The sequence below is a fragment of the Kerstersia gyiorum genome (genome assembly GCF_004216755.1).
GTDB lineage: Bacteria > Pseudomonadota > Gammaproteobacteria > Burkholderiales > Burkholderiaceae_B > Kerstersia > Kerstersia gyiorum.
The window spans coordinates 75,082-93,255 of record NZ_SGWZ01000004.1 but is presented as its reverse complement, the minus strand read 5'-3'; the positions used below and the strand labels follow the sequence as shown (position 1 = coordinate 93,255).

At 62.0% G+C, this 18,174-nt stretch carries 14 protein-coding genes and 1 pseudogene; 3 read left to right on the top strand and 12 right to left on the bottom strand.

The features are described from left to right. Window positions 1-5: 5 nt before the first annotated feature. From EV679_RS12375 to EV679_RS12345, 7 genes are all read right to left on the bottom strand, one after another. Window positions 6-1,304, bottom strand: a complete 1,299-nt coding sequence (locus EV679_RS12375; protein ID WP_068370638.1) for a citrate synthase — start codon at window positions 1,302-1,304, stop codon at window positions 6-8. Between the two features lie 29 nt (window positions 1,305-1,333). Then, on the bottom strand, window positions 1,334-1,594 hold the full coding sequence (locus tag EV679_RS12370) for an FAD assembly factor SdhE (RefSeq protein ID WP_068370637.1): 261 nt from the start codon (window positions 1,592-1,594) through the stop codon (window positions 1,334-1,336). Between the two features lie 49 nt (window positions 1,595-1,643). Further along, entirely contained in the window at window positions 1,644-2,360 is a 717-nt protein-coding gene (locus EV679_RS12365; protein ID WP_068370636.1) for a succinate dehydrogenase iron-sulfur subunit, read from the bottom strand. Window positions 2,361-2,373: 13 nt separating this feature from the next. After that, window positions 2,374-4,152 (bottom strand): succinate dehydrogenase flavoprotein subunit, encoded by a 1,779-nt coding sequence (gene sdhA, locus EV679_RS12360; protein WP_130487384.1) that lies wholly within the window; start codon window positions 4,150-4,152, stop codon window positions 2,374-2,376. Between the two features lie 3 nt (window positions 4,153-4,155). After that, the gene (gene sdhD / locus EV679_RS12355) at window positions 4,156-4,539 is read right to left on the bottom strand and encodes a succinate dehydrogenase, hydrophobic membrane anchor protein (RefSeq protein ID WP_068370634.1); all 384 of its coding nucleotides are present in this window, start codon (window positions 4,537-4,539) and stop codon (window positions 4,156-4,158) included. Beyond that, window positions 4,539-4,958 carry a succinate dehydrogenase, cytochrome b556 subunit gene (gene sdhC, locus EV679_RS12350; RefSeq protein WP_068370631.1) on the bottom strand — a complete coding sequence of 140 codons (420 nt, stop codon included), beginning with the start codon at window positions 4,956-4,958 and terminating at the stop codon, window positions 4,539-4,541. Before sdhC ends, sdhD begins: the two co-directional genes overlap by 1 nt. A 106-nt stretch (window positions 4,959-5,064) precedes the next feature. Then, window positions 5,065-5,871 (bottom strand): GntR family transcriptional regulator, encoded by an 807-nt coding sequence (locus EV679_RS12345; RefSeq protein WP_130487383.1) that lies wholly within the window; start codon window positions 5,869-5,871, stop codon window positions 5,065-5,067. Between the two features lie 474 nt (window positions 5,872-6,345). Here EV679_RS12345 and EV679_RS12340 point away from each other — a divergent pair, with 474 nt between their 5' ends. Further along, a complete protein-coding gene (locus tag EV679_RS12340; protein WP_068370629.1) occupies window positions 6,346-7,332 on the top strand; it encodes a malate dehydrogenase in 987 nt (328 codons plus the stop codon). Window positions 7,333-7,454: 122 nt separating this feature from the next. Here EV679_RS12340 and EV679_RS12335 read toward each other — a convergent pair whose 3' ends face one another. The 3 genes and pseudogenes from EV679_RS12335 to tauA form a co-directional block, all read right to left on the bottom strand. Beyond that, window positions 7,455-8,300 carry an ABC transporter permease subunit gene (locus EV679_RS12335; RefSeq protein ID WP_130487382.1) on the bottom strand — a complete coding sequence of 282 codons (846 nt, stop codon included), beginning with the start codon at window positions 8,298-8,300 and terminating at the stop codon, window positions 7,455-7,457. Window positions 8,301-8,509: 209 nt separating this feature from the next. Beyond that, window positions 8,510-9,265, bottom strand: a pseudogene (locus EV679_RS17900) (taurine ABC transporter ATP-binding protein); the annotation flags it as partial. A gap of 230 nt (window positions 9,266-9,495) precedes the next feature. Further along, window positions 9,496-10,554 carry a taurine ABC transporter substrate-binding protein gene (gene tauA, locus EV679_RS12325; protein WP_130487380.1) on the bottom strand — a complete coding sequence of 353 codons (1,059 nt, stop codon included), beginning with the start codon at window positions 10,552-10,554 and terminating at the stop codon, window positions 9,496-9,498. A gap of 260 nt (window positions 10,555-10,814) precedes the next feature. On the opposite strand from tauA, the gene acnB reads away from it, so the two are divergent. Together acnB and EV679_RS12315 are read left to right on the top strand one after the other, a co-directional pair. After that, a complete protein-coding gene (acnB, locus tag EV679_RS12320) occupies window positions 10,815-13,400 on the top strand; it encodes a bifunctional aconitate hydratase 2/2-methylisocitrate dehydratase (RefSeq protein ID WP_068370621.1) in 2,586 nt (861 codons plus the stop codon). Between the two features lie 321 nt (window positions 13,401-13,721). Continuing rightward, on the top strand, window positions 13,722-15,410 hold the full coding sequence (locus EV679_RS12315; RefSeq protein WP_130487379.1) for an amidohydrolase: 1,689 nt from the start codon (window positions 13,722-13,724) through the stop codon (window positions 15,408-15,410). 184 nt (window positions 15,411-15,594) lie between these two features. Here the strand turns inward: EV679_RS12315 and EV679_RS12310 are convergent, their stop codons facing one another. Next, on the bottom strand, window positions 15,595-16,635 hold the full coding sequence (locus EV679_RS12310; RefSeq protein ID WP_130487378.1) for a metal-dependent hydrolase: 1,041 nt from the start codon (window positions 16,633-16,635) through the stop codon (window positions 15,595-15,597). Between the two features lie 201 nt (window positions 16,636-16,836). Next, on the bottom strand, window positions 16,837-18,162 hold the full coding sequence (locus tag EV679_RS12305) for an extracellular solute-binding protein (protein WP_068370618.1): 1,326 nt from the start codon (window positions 18,160-18,162) through the stop codon (window positions 16,837-16,839). Window positions 18,163-18,174: the final 12 nt, after the last annotated feature.

The window sequence follows — 18,174 nt, the reverse complement described above, 5'->3', positions numbered from 1 at the left end:
AGCCATTAAGCCTTGATGTCACGCGAGGGCGACCCCACGAACAGTTGGCGCGGACGGCCGATCTTGTATTCGGGATCGGAGATCATTTCGTTCCACTGGGCAATCCAGCCCACGGTACGGGCCAGCGCGAAGATGGCCGTGAACAGCGAGGTCGGAATACCGATGGCGCGCTGGACGATACCCGAGTAGAAGTCCACGTTCGGGTACAGCTTGCGCTCGACGAAATACGGATCTTCCAGAGCGATACGCTCCAGTTCCATGGCCAGCTTGAACAGCGGGTCGTTCTCCAGGCCCAGTGCTTGCAGCACTTCCTTGCAGGTTTCCTGCATCAGCTTGGCGCGCGGATCGTAGTTCTTGTAGACACGGTGGCCAAAGCCCATCAGGCGCACGCCCGAGTTCTTGTCCTTGACCTTTTCCATGAATTCACCGACCTTGGCCACGCCGCCGTTGGCTTGCAGCTCTTCGAGCATTTGCAGGCAAGCTTCGTTGGCGCCGCCGTGAGCCGGACCCCACAGGCAAGCCACGCCGGAGGCAATGGCTGCGAACGGGTTGGTGCCCGACGAACCGCACAGGCGCACGGTCGAAGTCGAGGCATTCTGTTCGTGGTCAGCGTGCAGGATGAAGATGCGGTCCAGAGCGCGCTCGACGACGGGGTTGACCACGTAGTCTTCGCACGGATTGCTGAACATCATGCGCAGGAAATTGCCGGTGTACGACAGGTCGTTGCGCGGATAGGCCAGCGGTTGGCCCACGGAGTACTTGTACGCCATGGCGACCAGCGTCGGCATCTTGGCAATCAGGCGGATCGCGGAAATGCGGCGATGCTCCGGATTGTTGATGTCGGTGGAGTCATGGTAGAACGCCGCCAAGGCACCAACCAGGCCCGTCAGCACGGCCATCGGGTGCGCGTCGCGGCGGAAGCCACGCAGGAAGAACTGCAGCTGGTCGTGTACCAGGGTATGGTGCGTTACAGCGTAGTCGAAATCGGCGCTTTGCTTTTCGTCGGGCAGTTCGCCATTCAGGATCAGGTAGCAGACTTGCAGGAAGTCGCAGTTCTGGGCCAGTTGCTCGATCGGGTAGCCGCGATACAGCAGCTCGCCCTTGTCGCCGTCGATGTAAGTGATGGCAGACGAGCAAGATGCTGTCGAAAGGAAACCGGGATCATACGTGAACATGCCCGTTTGCCCGTAGAGCTTACGGATATCAATCACATCCGGGCCAACCGTGCCCTGGTAAACAGGGAATTCAACCGAAGCCGAACCATCGGAAAAGCTTAGCGTTGCCTTCTTGTCGGACAGTTTCATTGCAATGCATCCTCTACTTTAGTGAATGATCAAAGTGCGCGCATCAGGCCAAGGACCTTATGCATGCGCGGCGTGTCAAGGTCACCCTCCGGTTCACTGCGCGCCAGCAGCAGATCGAACAGGTCGTTATCGCTCAGCTCGAACAGCTGAGTGAGCACGGCAACGTCCTCATCGTCCAGATCCGCCTCATAGGCGTCCAGATACCGGGTGATTATCAGATCGTTTTCCAGCATACCGCGCCGGCCACGCCAGCGCAGACGAACACGATCCAGATCGGTCAGTTTTGACATCTAACCTTCCTTCCTAAAAAAACCCTGCACGCCGCAACCCTAACAGCGGTCAGACAGCGCGACGCACCATCAATTCTTTGATTTTTCCGATAGCGCGCGTCGGGTTCAAACCCTTCGGACAGACATCGACACAGTTCATGATGGTGTGGCATCGGAACAGGCGATACGGGTCTTCCAGATTGTCCAGGCGCGAACCGGTCGCTTCGTCACGGCTGTCCGCAATGAAGCGGTAGGCCGCCAGCAGCCCGGCAGGACCGACGAACTTGTCGGGGTTCCACCAGAACGAGGGGCAGGACGTCGAGCAGCAGGCGCACAGAATGCACTCGTACAGGCCGTCCAGCTCTTCGCGGGCTTCGGGCGTCTGCAGACGCTCGCGCTCGGGCGGGGGGGTGTCATTGATCAAGTACGGCCGGATCGAGTGATACTGATTGAAGAAGTGCGTCATATCGACGATCAGATCACGGATAACCGGCAGACCCGGCAGCGGCCGCAGAACGATGGGTTCCTTCAGGTCGCGCAGGTTGGTCGTACAGGCCAGGCCATTCTTGCCATTGATGTTCATGGCGTCCGAACCGCACACGCCTTCACGGCAGGAGCGGCGCAGGGCCAGGCTGTCGTCCACCGAGTTCTTGATGCGGATGATGGCGTCCAGCAGCATCTTGTCGGTGGGCAGCAGCTCCACCTCCAGCTTCTGCATGTACGGACGCTCATCCTTGTCCGGATCGTAGCGGTAGATTTCGAACTTAACGATACGTTTGGTGCTCATGACTGGGTCCTGCTTAGAAGGTACGCGCCTTGGGCGGGAAGGAGTCGACGGTCAGGGGCTTCATCTGCACCGGCTTGTACTCCAGGCTGTTGGTCGCGGAGTACCACAGCGTATGGCGCAGCCAGTTTTCGTCGTCGCGGGTGGGGAAGTCATCCAGGGCATGCGCGCCACGGCTTTCGGTACGCTTGGAAGCCGACAGGATGGTGGCGCGGGCCACTTCGATCATGTTGGACAGTTCCAGTGCCTCGACGCGGGCGGTATTGAAGACCTTGGACTTGTCCTTGAACGAAATGTGCTTGGCACGCTCGTTCAGTTCGGCGATCTGTCCCACGCCCTCTTCCAGCAGTTCCAACGTGCGGAACACGCCGCAGTGATGCTGCATGGACATACGGATGGCATTGCCCACTTCCTGCGTCGGCTCGCCGCCGGTACGCGATTCGATGGCATCGACACGCGCCATCGAAGCGTCGACCGATTCCATCGCCAGCGGTTTGTGCGCATGCTGGCGTTCCGGGTGCGCGGCCACGATGTGGTTGCCGGCAGCACGGCCAAACACGATCAGATCGAGCAGCGAGTTCGTACCCAGGCGGTTGGCGCCGTGCACGGAAGTCGCGGCGCATTCGCCGATGGCGTACAGGCCGTTGACGACCTGGTTCTCGCCGTTCTTGCGATCCATCACCTGGCCATAGAAGTTGGTCGGAATACCGCCCATCTGGTAGTGGATGGTAGGAACGACCGGAATCGGTTCCTTGATCGGATCGACATTGGCGAACTTGATGGCGATATCGCGGATCGAAGGCAAGCGCTTCTTGATGACGTCAGCGCCCAGGTGGTCGAGCTTGAGCACCACGTAGCTGCCATCGGGGCCACAGCCGCGACCTTCCTTGATTTCCTGGTCCATCGAGCGTGACACGAAGTCACGCGGCGCCAGATCCTTCAGCGTGGGCGCATAGCGCTCCATGAAGCGTTCGCCATCCTTGTTCAGCAGGATGCCGCCTTCGCCACGCACGCCTTCGGTAATCAGCACGCCTGCGCCGGCCACGCCAGTCGGGTGGAATTGCCAGAATTCCATATCCTGCAGCGGTATGCCGGCACGTGCCGCCATGCCCAGGCCGTCACCAGTATTGATGAAGGCGTTGGTCGACGCAGCCCAGATACGGCCGGCGCCACCGGTGGCCAGCACCGTGGTCTTGGCTTCCAGGATGTAGATTTCGCCGGTTTCCATTTCCAGCGCAGTCACGCCGAGGACATCGCCTTCGTCGTTGCGGATCAGGTCCAGCGCCATCCATTCCACGAAAAACTGGGTGCGGGCCGAAACGTTGCGCTGGTACAGCGTATGCAGCAGTGCGTGACCGGTACGGTCAGCGGCGGCACAGGCGCGTTGCACCGGCTTTTCACCGAAGTTGGCCGTATGCCCGCCGAACGGACGCTGGTAAATGGTGCCGTCCGGGTTGCGGTCGAAAGGCATGCCGAAGTGTTCCATTTCGTACACGGCGTGAGGAGCCTCACGGCACATGAACTCGATGGCATCCTGGTCGCCCAGCCAATCCGACCCCTTGACGGTGTCGTACATGTGCCAGTACCAGTTGTCTTCGCTCATATTGCCCAGCGAAGCGCTGACGCCGCCTTGGGCAGCAACGGTATGCGAGCGGGTTGGAAAAACCTTGGACAGCACGGCCACGGACAGGCCCGCCTGTGCAAGTTGCAGGGAACAGCGCATGCCGGCGCCGCCGGCACCCACGACGACAACGTCAAACTGGCGGCGCGGAAGAGATTTTTTGACAGCGACCACGGCTTACAGGCTCCAAAGGATTTGTGCGAAATAAGCGACCGAACCAACCAGCCACAGAATCGTCAGGGTGTGCAGCAACAGACGCACGCTGACGGCGCGCACGTAGTCCATCCAGATATCGCGAACGCCGATCCAGGCGTGCCAGGCCAGCGAAATGAATGCGAGAGTGGCCAGGATCTGGCCCACAGGCAGGGCGAAGACATGGAACGTGAACAATGCCTTCCAGTTGGCGTAGTTGAATTCGGGCATCACGAGGATGCCGATCAGCAACACCAGCGTATAGGTGGCGAGAATGATTGCGGTCAGGCGCTGTGCGATGAAATCCTTCACGCCATAGTGTGCGCCGACGACCAGGCGACGCGGGCCGATGTTATCAGGGGCTCCCATTACCATGCTCCGAAAAGTTTCAGGCCGAGGATGACGGTCAGGATCAGGCTGATGACCAGCGAAGTGGTCGCGCTCTTGCGGGCCGCAACCTTCTCGACACCAATGTGCAGGTCGAGCAGCAGGAAGCGGATGCCAGCACAGAAATGGTGCAGGTAGCCCCAGATAATGGCCAACAGCACGAGTTTCACCAGCGGATTGCCGGCGATTTCCGCGATGGACGCGTAGCTTGCCTCGGAACCGACACTCTTGGCGAACAGAGGCAGGATCACCAACGGAAGACAGAGGAAAAGAATCACGCCGCTGGCGCGATGCAGGATGGATAACTTGCCCGGCGCCGGCATATGCCGAAGATAGACAAGGAGTTGCGGCACACCTACGTTTTTGTAAGTGGGACGCGGCTTGGTTATGGAATCACTCATGGACAGCCTCGTTTCTAAAAAAATTAGGCAAACGCGCTATTTTCGCTTATGTCAGTTGGGGTTTCAAATCATCACAAAACGCGGGCAGCAGTATGTTACACCGGATTCACTTCAAACTGTTGCGATAGTAGTAACGCTCCGTGATGTATAAACCCCTTCTGTATTCCATGGGACGATCGCCATACGTATAGGAAACCCGCTCCACCTGCAGCAATGGGGACCCCGCCTGCACACTCAGCAAAGTCGCATCTTCTTCGGTGGCAGCCACCGCTTTTAGTTTCTCGTCGGCACGCACCATGCTGATGCCGAATTCCGATTCAAACAAGGCATAGAGCGGGCCGCGGTAGCCGGCCAGCAGCTCCGCCGTCAGGCGGCGGAACGGACCGCCAGGCAGGCAGATGTCGTCAATCACGGTAGGTTCGCCATCGAAGGACAGCACGCGCCGGATCGTAATGACAGGATCGCCGGTACGCAGCGCCAGTACCTTGGCGATATCGGCGCTGGCACGCGCCCGCCGGCAGTCGATGAAACGGCTCTGGGCACCACCGCTATCCGTGACGTCGTCACTGGCCAGGCGCAGGAAACGATAGCGGGTGCGCGGCTCGCTGTGGGTGGCGACGAACGTGCCCTTGCCCTGCCGCCGCATCAGCAGATGTTCGGCGGCAAGTTCGTCGATTGCCTTGCGCACGGTGCCCTGGCTCACGTGGAAACGCGCCGCCAGTTCCATTTCACTGGGAATGGATTCACCGGGCTTCCATTCGCCGCGCTCCAGGCTGTCGACGATCAATGCCTTGATCTGCCGGTACAGCGGACTGAATGCCGCGCCGCCGGCGCCGGCACCTGCCGCACGCACCACCTGGCGCGTCGCCGCCCGCGGTCGCGCTGAAGAAGATTCGCCAGGTATTTCAGACATAAAGCACGAAACCATGGGCCCGGCTGCGGACTGGCCGCTTGCCGGAACCTGCCGGTAGGAAAGAATCGGAAACGGGGCCAATTGTCGCATACGAATCGTGCATAAATCCAGCACTCTTTTGTCTTATATAAGATATAAGATCGTTTGACGCTCGTTGGATTTTTGCTCTAAGATTTTTAATGAACCTTTCACGAATCTGAAAATTCAATAGATGGAAATACAACAGAATCCAGTCAATGAGAATTAATTCATCGTTGAAATGGAATTCCATCTGGAATTGATGAAAATCAGTGTCGGTCTCATAGCAACATCGCCATTGAAGGTTTAATATTTGCGGCGCTGCGGCATGATGTGCGCACCATCATGGTGCCTGCTGCCCGCTTGCCCGCCACAGGCGATCGTCGCGCCCGAACATCATGCAAACCGCCGGACATCTCGTCCGGCGCCATTACCAAGACCTACGGAGATTGAAGAATGTCCAAGCCTGCAAAACGTGTTGCCGTCACCGGCGCCGCCGGCCAGATCGGCTACGCGCTGCTGTTCCGCATTGCTTCGGGTGAAATGCTGGGTAAAGACCAGCCTGTCATCCTGCAACTGCTGGAAATCCCTGACGAAAAGGCCCAACAGGCGCTCAAGGGCGTCATCATGGAACTGGACGACTGCGCGTTCCCGCTGGTGCAAGCCATCACCGCGCACAGCGATCCTCGCGAAGCCTTCAAGGATGCCGACATCGCTCTGCTCGTGGGCGCCCGCCCCCGCGGCCCCGGCATGGAACGCAAGGACCTGCTGAACGTTAACGCCAAGATCTTCACGGAACAAGGCAAGGCGCTGAACGACGTGGCCAGCCGCGACGTCAAGGTCCTGGTCGTCGGCAACCCTGCCAACACCAATGCCTACATCGCCCAACAATCCGCGCCGGACCTGCCCGCGAAGAACTTCACCGCCATGCTGCGCCTGGACCACAACCGTGCCCTGACGCAACTGGCGGCCAAGGCCAACGTGGCCGTCGCCGACATCGAGAACCTGGTCGTGTGGGGCAACCACTCGCCCACGATGTACCCCGACTTCCGCTTCGCGACCGTCAACGGCAAGAGCCTGAAAGACCTCATCAACGATGACGCCTGGAACCGCGACGACTTCATCCCCACCGTGGGCAAGCGCGGTGCCGCCATCATCCAGGCCCGTGGCTTGTCGTCGGCTGCCTCGGCCGCCAACGCCGCCATCGACCACATCCGTGACTGGGTGCTGGGCAGCAACGGCAAGTGGGTCACGATGGGCGTGCCCTCGGACGGCTCCTATGGCATTCCGGAAGGCATCATCTACGGCGTGCCGGTGACCACCGAAAACGGCGAGTACAAGCGCGTCGAAGGCCTGGAAATCGACGCATTCTCGCGCGAACGCCTGGACTTCACGCTGAAAGAGCTGCTCGAAGAGCGCGACGGCGTCAAGGACCTGCTGTAAATCCTGGCCCGCCCCGCTGCACTGCCAGCGGGGCCGTCATGCAGAATGCCCTGCACCATTGATGGTGCAGGGCATTTTTTCTGGGCAACAGCCGCCCCTTCCCGCCGCCCGTCCGGCTGGAATCACGCCTTGCCGCGCCAGGGCACCAGCACTCGCTCGAGGCCGCGCATCAGCAAATCGACGGTCCAGGCCACCAACGCAATCACCAGAATACCCATCACCACGATATCGGTACGCAGGAAGCTGGATGCATTCAGGACCATTTGCCCCAGGCCTACGCTGGCAGCAACCATTTCCGCCGCCACCAGTGTCGTCCAGCCGAATCCGACAGCAATGCGCAGGCCCACCAGGATATCGGGCAACGCTGCCGGCAGGATCACATGCCATATCAGTTGCCAGCGGCTCGCTCCCAATGACAGCACGGCATTGATCTGCTCCACGCTGGCGCTGCGCACCCCCGCTCTGGCCGCCAGCGCGATCGGGGCAAAGCAGGCCAGCCAGATCAGCACAAGCTTGGCCATTTCGTCGATGCCAAACCAGATGACTATCAGCGGCAAATAGGCCAACGGCGGCAAAGGCCGATAGAACTCGATGGGCGGATCGAAGATACCGCGTGCAATGCGGCTGACACCCATTGCAATACCTACGGGCACGGCCGTGACCACTGCTAGCGCGAAAGCGCCGAACACGCGGATCACACTCCACTTCAGGTGTTCAAGCAGGGGCTCGCCGCCCTGGATGTCGCCGAACCAGGCATTCCCGAGCGCCGTCCACACCGCTTCCGGCGCCGGCAGAAACAAGGGCGGCAGCCAGCCCTGATGCGTCGCCAGCCACCACAATGACAGCAAGGCCACGACACAAACCAGGCTGATCCAGCGGCTGTTGCCATCACCCGGCACACGGTACTGAGCAACCACCGGCAGGCCTGACTGCTCAGGCCTGCCCACCGTTTGCTGCGGCCCCGTCATGCGCGCATCGGCCGCAGACCGGCCGCCTCACTGCTGCGCTCTTCCAGCACATAGCCGGCCAACGCATCCTGCTGCACAGGCGCTGCCGCCACGTCCACGAAGCCCCGCCTGCCCGCGCCATTGACACCGCTTGCCGCTCCGCGGCCATGCGCCAGTCCTTCCTCCGCCAGTGGCACAGCCGCACCGGCCTCACCTGCCCCCAGCTCGGCAATCCATGCCAGCAGACGCTCGCGCTCGGCGATGAAACCCGCTGCCGACTTGACCGCCCGCGGCGCATCCCCAGCCAGATAGCGTCGTCCGAAGAACAACTGCCGCTCCCCCACCACCCGGCCGGGCGACGGCGCCATGACAATCAGCCGGCTGGCCAGAAACAGCGCTTCCTCGACATCATGGGTAATCAGCAGAATTGTCTTGCCCGTACGTGACCAGAGGTCCAGTAGCAGCGCCTGGATGGATTCCCGGGTAAAAGCGTCCAGTGCACCCATGGGTTCATCCAGCAGCAGCACATCCGGATCACTGGCCAGCGCCCGCGCAATGCCCACTCGCTGCTGCATGCCCCCGGACAACTGCCATACCCTGGCCGCTTCCTGGCCGGCCAACCCGACCCGCGCCAGGTACTCCATTGCCTGCGCCCGACTCACCGCGCGCGAGACACCTCGCAGGCGCGGCCCTAGCATGACATTCTCCAGCGCAGAAAGCCAAGGCAACAGCGCATGCTTCTGGAATACCACGCCACGCGAGGCGTCGGGCCCCCGCACCGGACGGCCATCATGCAGGACCTGTCCCGCCGACACGCCGGTAAAGCCTGCAATCACATTCAACAGGGAAGTCTTGCCGCAACCGGATGCGCCCAGCGCCACGACGAACTCCCCCGGCGCAATATCGAGATCCAGCTGGTGCAAGGCCAGGCTTTTGCCATCATTGCCATGGCCGGCATAGCGCACCGATACCTGCCGCAAGGACAGGCTGCCGCCGCCACGCCCGACCGAGGACGGCGCCGCGTTGCTGGCAGCAGCAAGCACCCCGGTCGCATGCGCAGCGACCGGGGTGGCCGCCTGGGCGGCTACCGCACCTGGCGCTGGCGCCGGGCTGCCGTCAGGCGACCCCACCTGCGCCCCGGCCAGCAGGCTGGCCGCAGACACGGGCGTCACCGGCCTGCGCAACCAGCGCAACAGGCTGCGGCTTGCCGTGCCCGTCATGGCCGGGCCTGTGCCGCTGCGACAGGCGCAGGCGCCGCAGTAGCGGCCTGCTCCACCCAACGCGGTTCGACAGCGGTCGAGTAATCCGGCAGGACTGCACCGATGGTGCCCTGCTCTTTCAGGAACGCAGCCGTGGCGGCCAGCGAACGGGCCACCACGCCATCCTTGCCGCCGCCCAGCCATTGCGCAGTGGCTTGCTCCGCTGGAGGCACGAAGGCATACAAGGCGAGACTGGCGGGAACGCTTGCTGGTGTCGCGCCACTCCACTTCGCCACGGCCCTTACCGGCGCGGAATCCTGCGTCCATTGCGCCCGATGCTCACGGTAGTCGGCATCGGCCCCGGCCAGCACCTGCACGAATTGCGCCAGGAATGCATCATGCTTGCTGGCGAAACCATCGCGTACCGCCAGGGCGTCAAACGTCGCCTTGCCGGTGCTGGCGGCCAATTGCCCGGAAGTCAGCAGCACACTGCCATTCTGCTTGACCGACTGCAGCACCGGGTCCCAGATGAAAGTCGCGTCGATATCGCCGCGTGTCCAGGCAGCCTGAATTTCCGGCGGACGCAGATTCAGGATGCGTACATCGCGGGCAACCACCCCGGCCTGCTCCAGCGCCACCAGCGTATGGAAGTGCGTGGTGGAAGCATGCGGCAAGGCAATGGTGTGCCCGCGCAAATCTGCCACGGAATGCACACCGCTGCCCTCGCGCGCCACCAGCGCCTCGGCATCGTTGATATTGGTCAGCACCCAGAAGATCTTGAGCGGCACGCCCTGCGACAGTGCCGCCGCAAAAGGTGCCGAACCGGCCTCGCCGATGTCGATGGCACCAGAAGCCAGCGCCCGCACCACTTCGGCACCACTGCCAATCTTGCGATAGGTCACCTTATAGCCGGTACGGGCTTCCAGTTCGCCGGTTTCCTGGGCGTAGCGCCAGGGCACGATCATGTCCTGATAGCCAATAACGACTTCCTTCTGCTGCGCCGAAGCGGCACCCGCCACGACAGAAAACCCGGCCAGCACGGCCAGCGGCAACACCCAACGGCGAAATCCGGACATGAAACACCTCTTGATTGAATTCCGGCCCGCGCCATGCGCAGGCTACGGAATCTTTTACCGTCAGCACCGACGCACAGGAAATACTCATTCCCTATATGCAAATCCCTGTCCCCCCAACCCTGGCGCATCCGGCTGCGCCCTCAAGGCTGCTGCGCAAATGCGAACCAGTCTTATGTCTTATATAAGACTGTTGCACCTGCCATGGAATAGCCCTACAATAAAGGGGTTAAACCGAGTCCCTTTTTTGCAGGTCTGAAACCATGCTAGAAGCCTACCGCCAACACGTCGCCGAGCGCGCTGCCCTGGGCATCCCGCCGCTGCCGCTGTCTGCCCAGCAAACCGCCGGCGTCATCGAATTGCTGAAGAATCCGCCCGCCGGCGAAGAAGAATTCCTGCTCGACCTGATCACGCATCGCGTGCCGGCCGGCGTGGATGACGCCGCCAAGGTCAAGGCCTCCTATCTGGCCGCCGTGGCCCATGGCAGCGAATCGTGTCCGCTGATCGACCGCGCCCACGCGGTCCGCCTGCTGGGCACCATGCTCGGCGGTTACAACATCAGCGCCCTGATCGAATTGCTGGACGACGCCGAAGTCGGCACCCTGGCAGCCGAAGGCCTGAAAAAAACGCTGCTGATGTTCGACGCTTTCCATGATGTCCAGGAGAAGGCCGAGAAGGGCAATGCCAACGCCCAGGCCGTGCTGCAAAGCTGGGCAGATGGCGAATGGTTCACCAGCCGCCCGGAAGTGCCGGAAAGCATGACCATCACCGTTTTCAAGGTGACCGGCGAAACTAATACCGATGATCTGTCGCCCGCGCCTGACGCCTGGAGCCGCCCGGACATCCCGCTGCACGCGCTGGCCATGCTCAAGAACCCGCGCCCCGGCATCGAACCCGATGAGCCCGGCAAGGTCGGCCCCGTCAAGTTCCTCGAATCCCTGCAAGAAAAGGGTCACCTCATCGCCTACGTCGGCGACGTGGTTGGTACCGGTTCCTCGCGCAAGTCCGCCACCAACTCGGTGCTGTGGTTCACTGGCGAAGACATTCCCTTCGTTCCCAACAAGCGCTTCGGTGGCGTCTGTCTGGGCGGCAAGATCGCCCCCATCTTCTACAACACCATGGAAGATGCCGGCGCTCTGCCGATCGAACTCGACGTATCGCAAATGGAAATGGGCGACGTCGTTGAACTGCGTCCCTATGAAGGCAAGGCCCTGAAGAACGGCGAAGTCATCGCCGAATTCAAGGTCAAGTCGGATGTGCTGTTCGACGAAGTGCGCGCCGGTGGCCGCATTCCGCTGATCATCGGCCGCGGCCTGACCGCCAAGGCGCGCGAAGTGCTGGGCCTGCCGCCCTCCACGCTGTTCCGTCTGCCGCAAAACCCCGTCGACAGCGGCAAGGGTTTCTCGCTGGCCCAGAAGATGGTCGGCCGCGCCTGCGGCCTGCCGGAAGGCCAGGGCGTGCGTCCGGGCACCTACTGCGAACCCAAGATGACCTCCGTGGGCAGCCAGGATACCACCGGCCCCATGACCCGCGACGAGCTGAAAGACCTGGCCTGCCTGGGCTTCTCGGCCGACCTGGTGATGCAGTCCTTCTGCCACACCGCCGCCTACCCCAAGCCTGTGGACGTCAAGACGCACCACACGCTGCCCGAGTTCATCAGCACCCGTGGTGGCATCTCGCTGCGCCCCGGCGACGGCGTGATCCACTCCTGGCTGAACCGCATGCTGCTGCCGGATACCGTTGGTACCGGCGGTGACTCGCACACCCGCTTCCCGATCGGCATCAGCTTCCCGGCTGGTTCGGGCCTGGTGGCCTTCGCCGCCGCCACGGGCGTCATGCCGCTGGACATGCCGGAATCGGTCCTGGTCCGTTTCAAGGGCAAGATGCAACCCGGCGTCACGCTGCGCGACCTGGTCAATGCCATTCCGCTCTACGCCATCAAGCAAGGCCTGCTGACGGTTGCCAAACAAGGCAAGAAGAACATCTTCTCCGGCCGCATCCTGGAAATCGAGGGCCTGCCCGACCTGAAGGTCGAACAGGCATTCGAACTGTCCGACGCATCGGCCGAACGTTCCGCCGCAGGCTGCACCGTGCGCCTGAATAAGGAACCGATCATCGAATACATCAACAGCAACATCGTGATGCTGAAGTGGATGATCGCCAATGGCTACAAGGACGAGCGCAGCCTGGCGCGCCGCATCAAGGCCATGGAAGCCTGGCTGGCCGACCCCAAGCTGCTGGAGCCCGATGCAGACGCCGAATACGCTGCCGTCATCGACATCGACCTGGCCGATGTCCACGAACCCATCGTGGCCTGCCCGAACGACCCGGACGACGTCAAGACGCTGTCCGACGTTGCTGGCGCAACCATCGACGAAGTGTTCATCGGCAGCTGCATGACCAACATCGGCCACTTCCGTGCAGCCTCCAAGCTGCTGGAAGGCAAGCGTGATATCCCGGTCAAGCTGTGGGTGGCCCCGCCCACCAAGATGGATGCCGCCCAGCTGACCGAAGAAGGCCACTACGGCGTATTCGGCACGGCGGGTGCGCGCACTGAAATGCCCGGCTGCTCGCTGTGCATGGGTAACCAGGCTCAAGTCCGTGAAGGCGCAACGGTGATGTCCACCAGCACGCGTAACTTCCCGAACCGCCTGGGCAAGAACACCTTCGTGTACCTGGGTTCCGCCGAACTGGCCGCCATCTGCTCGCGCCTGGGCCGCATCCCGACGAAGGAAGAGTACATGGCCGATATTGGCGTCATCAATGAAAATGGCGACAAGATCTACAAATACCTGAACTTCGACCAGATCGCAGACTACAAGGACGTTGCAGACAGCGTCAGCGTGTAATGCAAGGCCGGTGCCCGCACCGGCTACCTCGCACAAGCCCCCCCCCTTCGCAGGGGCGGCCTCAAGAAAGCCATGTCCTACCTGGGCATGGCTTTTTTCATATCTGCCTGGATCAGGGAAAAGTCATTCCCATTCATTAACTTATTAATTACATAAACAGATATCTCCATTTGGATATTGTGATTATTCCCGATGCCTGTGCAGGACTGGCCCCATTAGGATAACGGTCATAACCACTTCTTCCCCGCCTGAGTAGAGGCCGGGAGCCGTTTTCCCGAGCATCCGCCATGCCTGCGTTTCCCTTCCCTGGAGCCCATTCGCATGATCTTTCATCGTCCCGCACTGGCATTGGCGCTGGCCGCCGGCCTAAGCGTATTGTCGACGCCGACGCTCGCCGCGTCAGGCAACAATGCCGACATGCTGCTCCACAATGGCCGCATTTATACCGAAAACCCCCAGCAGCTCTGGGTGGAAGCGATTGCCATCAAGGATGGCAACATCCTGGCCCTGGGCAAGGACGTCGACTTGCTGCCCTTGCGCAGCGCGCAAACCGAGGTCGTGGACCTGCAGGGGAAAATGGCCATGCCCGGCATCGTCGAGGCCCACTCGCATCCGGTCTGGGGCGGGCTCAAGCAGCTTTTTCAATGCAACTTCCCCTTCACGGTAACGCCGGAGGCACTGGCTGACATCATCCAGGCCTGCGTGGCACGCGACGATACTGCCTGGATACGTGGCGGCCAGTGGGACAGCAGTTTTTTCAAAACTCACAACATCGAATCGCCGCGCCGGTGGCTGGATGCCGTCTCCGGCGACAAGGCCATCACGCTCACCGATGACACCGGCCATAATGCCTGGGTCAATTCCAAGGCGCTGGCGCTGCTCAAGATCGACGCGAACTTCCAGCCCCCCTCCGGCATGAGCATCGGGCGCGAAGCAGACGGCAAGACGCCCAATGGCGTACTTTACGAAGGAAACAACTACCTGCGCGCCTTCGTTCCGGACTGGAGCGAAAAGCAATACCTGGCCGCCGCCGACTATGCCATCCAGCAATCGAACCGCTATGGCATTACCGGCATCAAGGACGCCGATGCCAGCGAAGCCGTGGTCAAGGCCTATCATGCGCTGGACACCCAGAAGGGCTTGAATGCCAACGTCGCCACGGCCATCCGCATCAGCCAGACCTATGCCACTCCCAGGCTGAAAACCAATTACCTGAAAATCTACGTCGACGGCGTGCCCACCAGCGGCCATACCGCTGCCATGCTGAACCCATATGCCGACGCTGATGCCCACGACCCGCACGCTCTGGGTATGCTGGTGGTGCCGGAAGATGAGCTCAAGCGAGTCGTCCTCGAGTTCGACAAAGCGGGTTATGGCCTGAAAATGCACACCGCCGGTGACCGCGCCATCCGGCTCGCGCTGGATGCCATCGAGGCAGCGCGCCAGGCCAATGGCAAGCCTGGCACCATGCATGAGCTGGCTCACGCGGAATTCATCAGCGCGCAAGATCTTCCGCGTTTTGGCTCCTTGAACGCCGCCGCCGACTTTTCGCCCTATATCTGGTATCCCTCGCCGCTGATAGATGCCATCCGCAAGAGCGTCGGCGACCGCGCCGACCAGATGTTCCCGGCCCGCACGCTACTAGACCAGCACGCCACCATCATCGCCGGCTCTGACTGGCCCTCGGGCGTCAAAGACAACAATCCCTGGCCAGCCATCGAAGCGCTGCTAACCCGCGCTGATCCTCATGGCCAGCGCGCCGGACAGACGCTGAACAAGGAACAGGCCATCAAGCTGGAAGAGGCCCTGCGCATCTTTACCCAGGCAGGCGCCAAGGCCATCGGGCGCGAAGAGCAGACGGGTACGCTGGAAGTCGGCAAGTCGGCCGACATCATCGTGCTGGACCGCAATCTCTTCACTGTCCCGACGGCCGACATCAGCGATACCGAAGTCTTGCTGACCATATTCCAGGGCCGCCCGGTTCACACCGCTACACCCGCCAAGCGCTAAGCCCGATACCCCGTGGCGGACGGGTGCCGGGCCATGGCGACCCCAGCCACCCGCCACGGCCCTGCGCCCCCCCTGTGCCCGACTCGCCGCCATGCCAGCAGCACCCTGCCGGGGCGGCAGTTGCCGTACCGCCCCCTTGTGGCTGGTGAGTCGGCAATCGCTCCGCCCTTACAGGAAACCGCTCTTACAGGAAACGCTCCATCCAGTTTTGCAGCGGCAGCGGAGGATCCTGCCGCCAGATACGCCTGAACAACAAGCCCAACTCGGCGCTGCCTGCCGTGTCCTGGCTCTCCCAGGCACTGGGCACGACACGCTGCCACTGCCCCTGGCCATCCTGTTCGGCCATTTTGAAGCGGAAAGTGTAGCTGCCCGGTACCCCCATGCGCAGGTCCGTCACCACCAGTGCATTCCCGCGCTGGTCATAGCGCAACCAGCCGTCCGTGAACCAGCGCAGCCGCTGGTACAAGGGGTCGACCGCCAGGGCCAGAGCCAATTCCTGGTTCAAAGGCTGGCGCAGCAACTCGGGCGGCGCCTGGTCGAACAGGCCGCTGACAGCCTCGTAGTAGCCCCCATCCGGAGTTCGCGCCAATACCCTCCAGAGCAGGGTATTGAACGGCATGGGCACGCCACGCAATTCGGTGACCGCCACCCCACGCGCCTGCAGCTCCGCCGAAACCCGGTGTTCGGCCACCATTCGGCTGATGCACCCGAAGCCCAGGTACAGGATGCTGAAAACCAGGGCGGCCGCCATCAGGCGCCGCGCCCTGACGGTGCAGCCACGCCAGACGCCATACAGCACCGCTCCCAGCAAAGGCAGGGTATAGACAGGATCAATGATGAACACCCCCGCCCAGCTCGCCGGTACTGACTGCAAGGGCCAGAATAGCTGAGTGCCATACACCGTGAACGCATCCAGCAGCGGATGCGTGACCAGCACAAGCCACAAGGTCAGAAACAGGCGCCGCCAGCCATAGGCCGCCTGCGGCCAACGCCAGCGTATCAGGCCCGTCAGTACGGCAGCCAGCCCGGTCAGGACAAACAGGGAATGCGAAAAGCCTCGATGATAGGTCATCATCGACACCGGGTCGGCATACCGTATCAGCACATCCAGGTCCGGCAGCGTTGCCAACGCCGCGCCATACGCCAGGGCTCGCCGCCCTTGCCATCGTCCCAGCAGGCTGCCCTGCAGGGCACCGCCCAGTACTGCCTGTGTCAATGAATCCATGCCTGGCTTCTCCCGCCTGTCCCAATCCTTGCGCAAGCAGTTGCGCATGCGCAAAACATGCCCGGTGCAGTCCTGCTGCCTGTTCAAGCCGATACGCAGCGGCCCGACGACAAAAAACGGGAAGCCGGCCTGAGCCGCTCCTCCCGTTTTCTATCGGCCAGTATCCGTCGGCCATTGCACCGGGGCGTACCCCGGCCACATTTACTTCATCAAGGCATTGCCCTGGCGCATGGCATTCTGCAGGGCCTCCATCGCCGGACGCTGGCCCGACAAGGCTGCTGTCAGCGCATCGTTGAGCACCACAGCCACCTGCGGGTAGTTCGGCAGGCGGAAACCACGGCTGGCCACGGTGGGCGCGCTTTCAAGCGATGCGATCAGTTGCTGGGTGCCAGGGATGCGGTCATAGAACGACACGTCGGCCGCCAGGAATGCCGCTTGCGTCAAAGGCAGATAGCCAGTTTTCTGATGCCATTCGGCCGCCACCACAGGCGTCGCCAGATAGGCCAGGAACGACGCCGTTGCCGCGTCGGAACCACGGTCATGGCCCTTCAACGCCCACAGGGCGCTGCCGCTGATGAATGGCTTGCCGGGCTGGCTGGTGACCTGCGCGTAATACGGCAGCGGAGCCACGCCGAACGACAGCGTATTGGATGCCAGCAGCTCGCCCAACGCGCCCGAACCGGTGGTCAGCACGCCACAGCGGCCGCGCGCAAATGCCAGGTTGGCTTCGGTATCGGTGGGGAACTCGGTCATCAGGTGGCCGCGCTTCCAGCTGGCCATCAGCGAGATATGGCGCATGTAGAGCACGTCGAAATTCAGCGTGGGCTTGCCCCGGCCCAGTCCGTTGTCCGCCGTGGCATACAGCTTGCCATTGATGGGCGCCAGGTTTTCCAGGTGCACCGTCAGGGGGTCGCCGGTCGCGTAAGCACACTGCAGATCGGTGCGTTCGTAGATCTGGGCCAGTTCATTCTGCAGCTCGGGCCAGGTCCGGGCCGGCTGGGCCGGGTTCAGGCCAGACTTGCGATAGGCATCGAGGTTATAAAACATGACCGGCACTTCGGCCATGTAGGGAAAGGCCAGCAGGCGCCCGCGGCCGTCGCGCACGAAGCTGCTGGCCTGGGGCAGGAACCAGGCCTGGTCGCGGATGGGATGCGACGCCAGCAACTGGTGCATGGGCAAGATGGCCGCATGTTCGGCAATGACTTCCGGCGAATGCTGGTCGCTGATCTGCACCAGCTGCGGCGCATACTTGCCGGCCACCGCCATGGCGGTTTCCCGCGCCAGTTCATCTTCACTGCCAAAGCCGCGCAGCACGACGCGTACATCGGCGTTCTTCTTGTTGAAATCTGCAGCCAGCTTGTCGAATTCAGCCTGGTTGCGGCCTGTCAGCGTATGCCAGACCTGTACTTCCTGCGGCGCAGCCCATGCCACGGCAGCGCCGGACACACCCAGCGCCAGCACCAGCGCCTGGGGCAAACGGCGCATCGCTTGCTGCAAACGGCCAGAAAACTCTTGTTTGATACTCATAGATGACTCTGA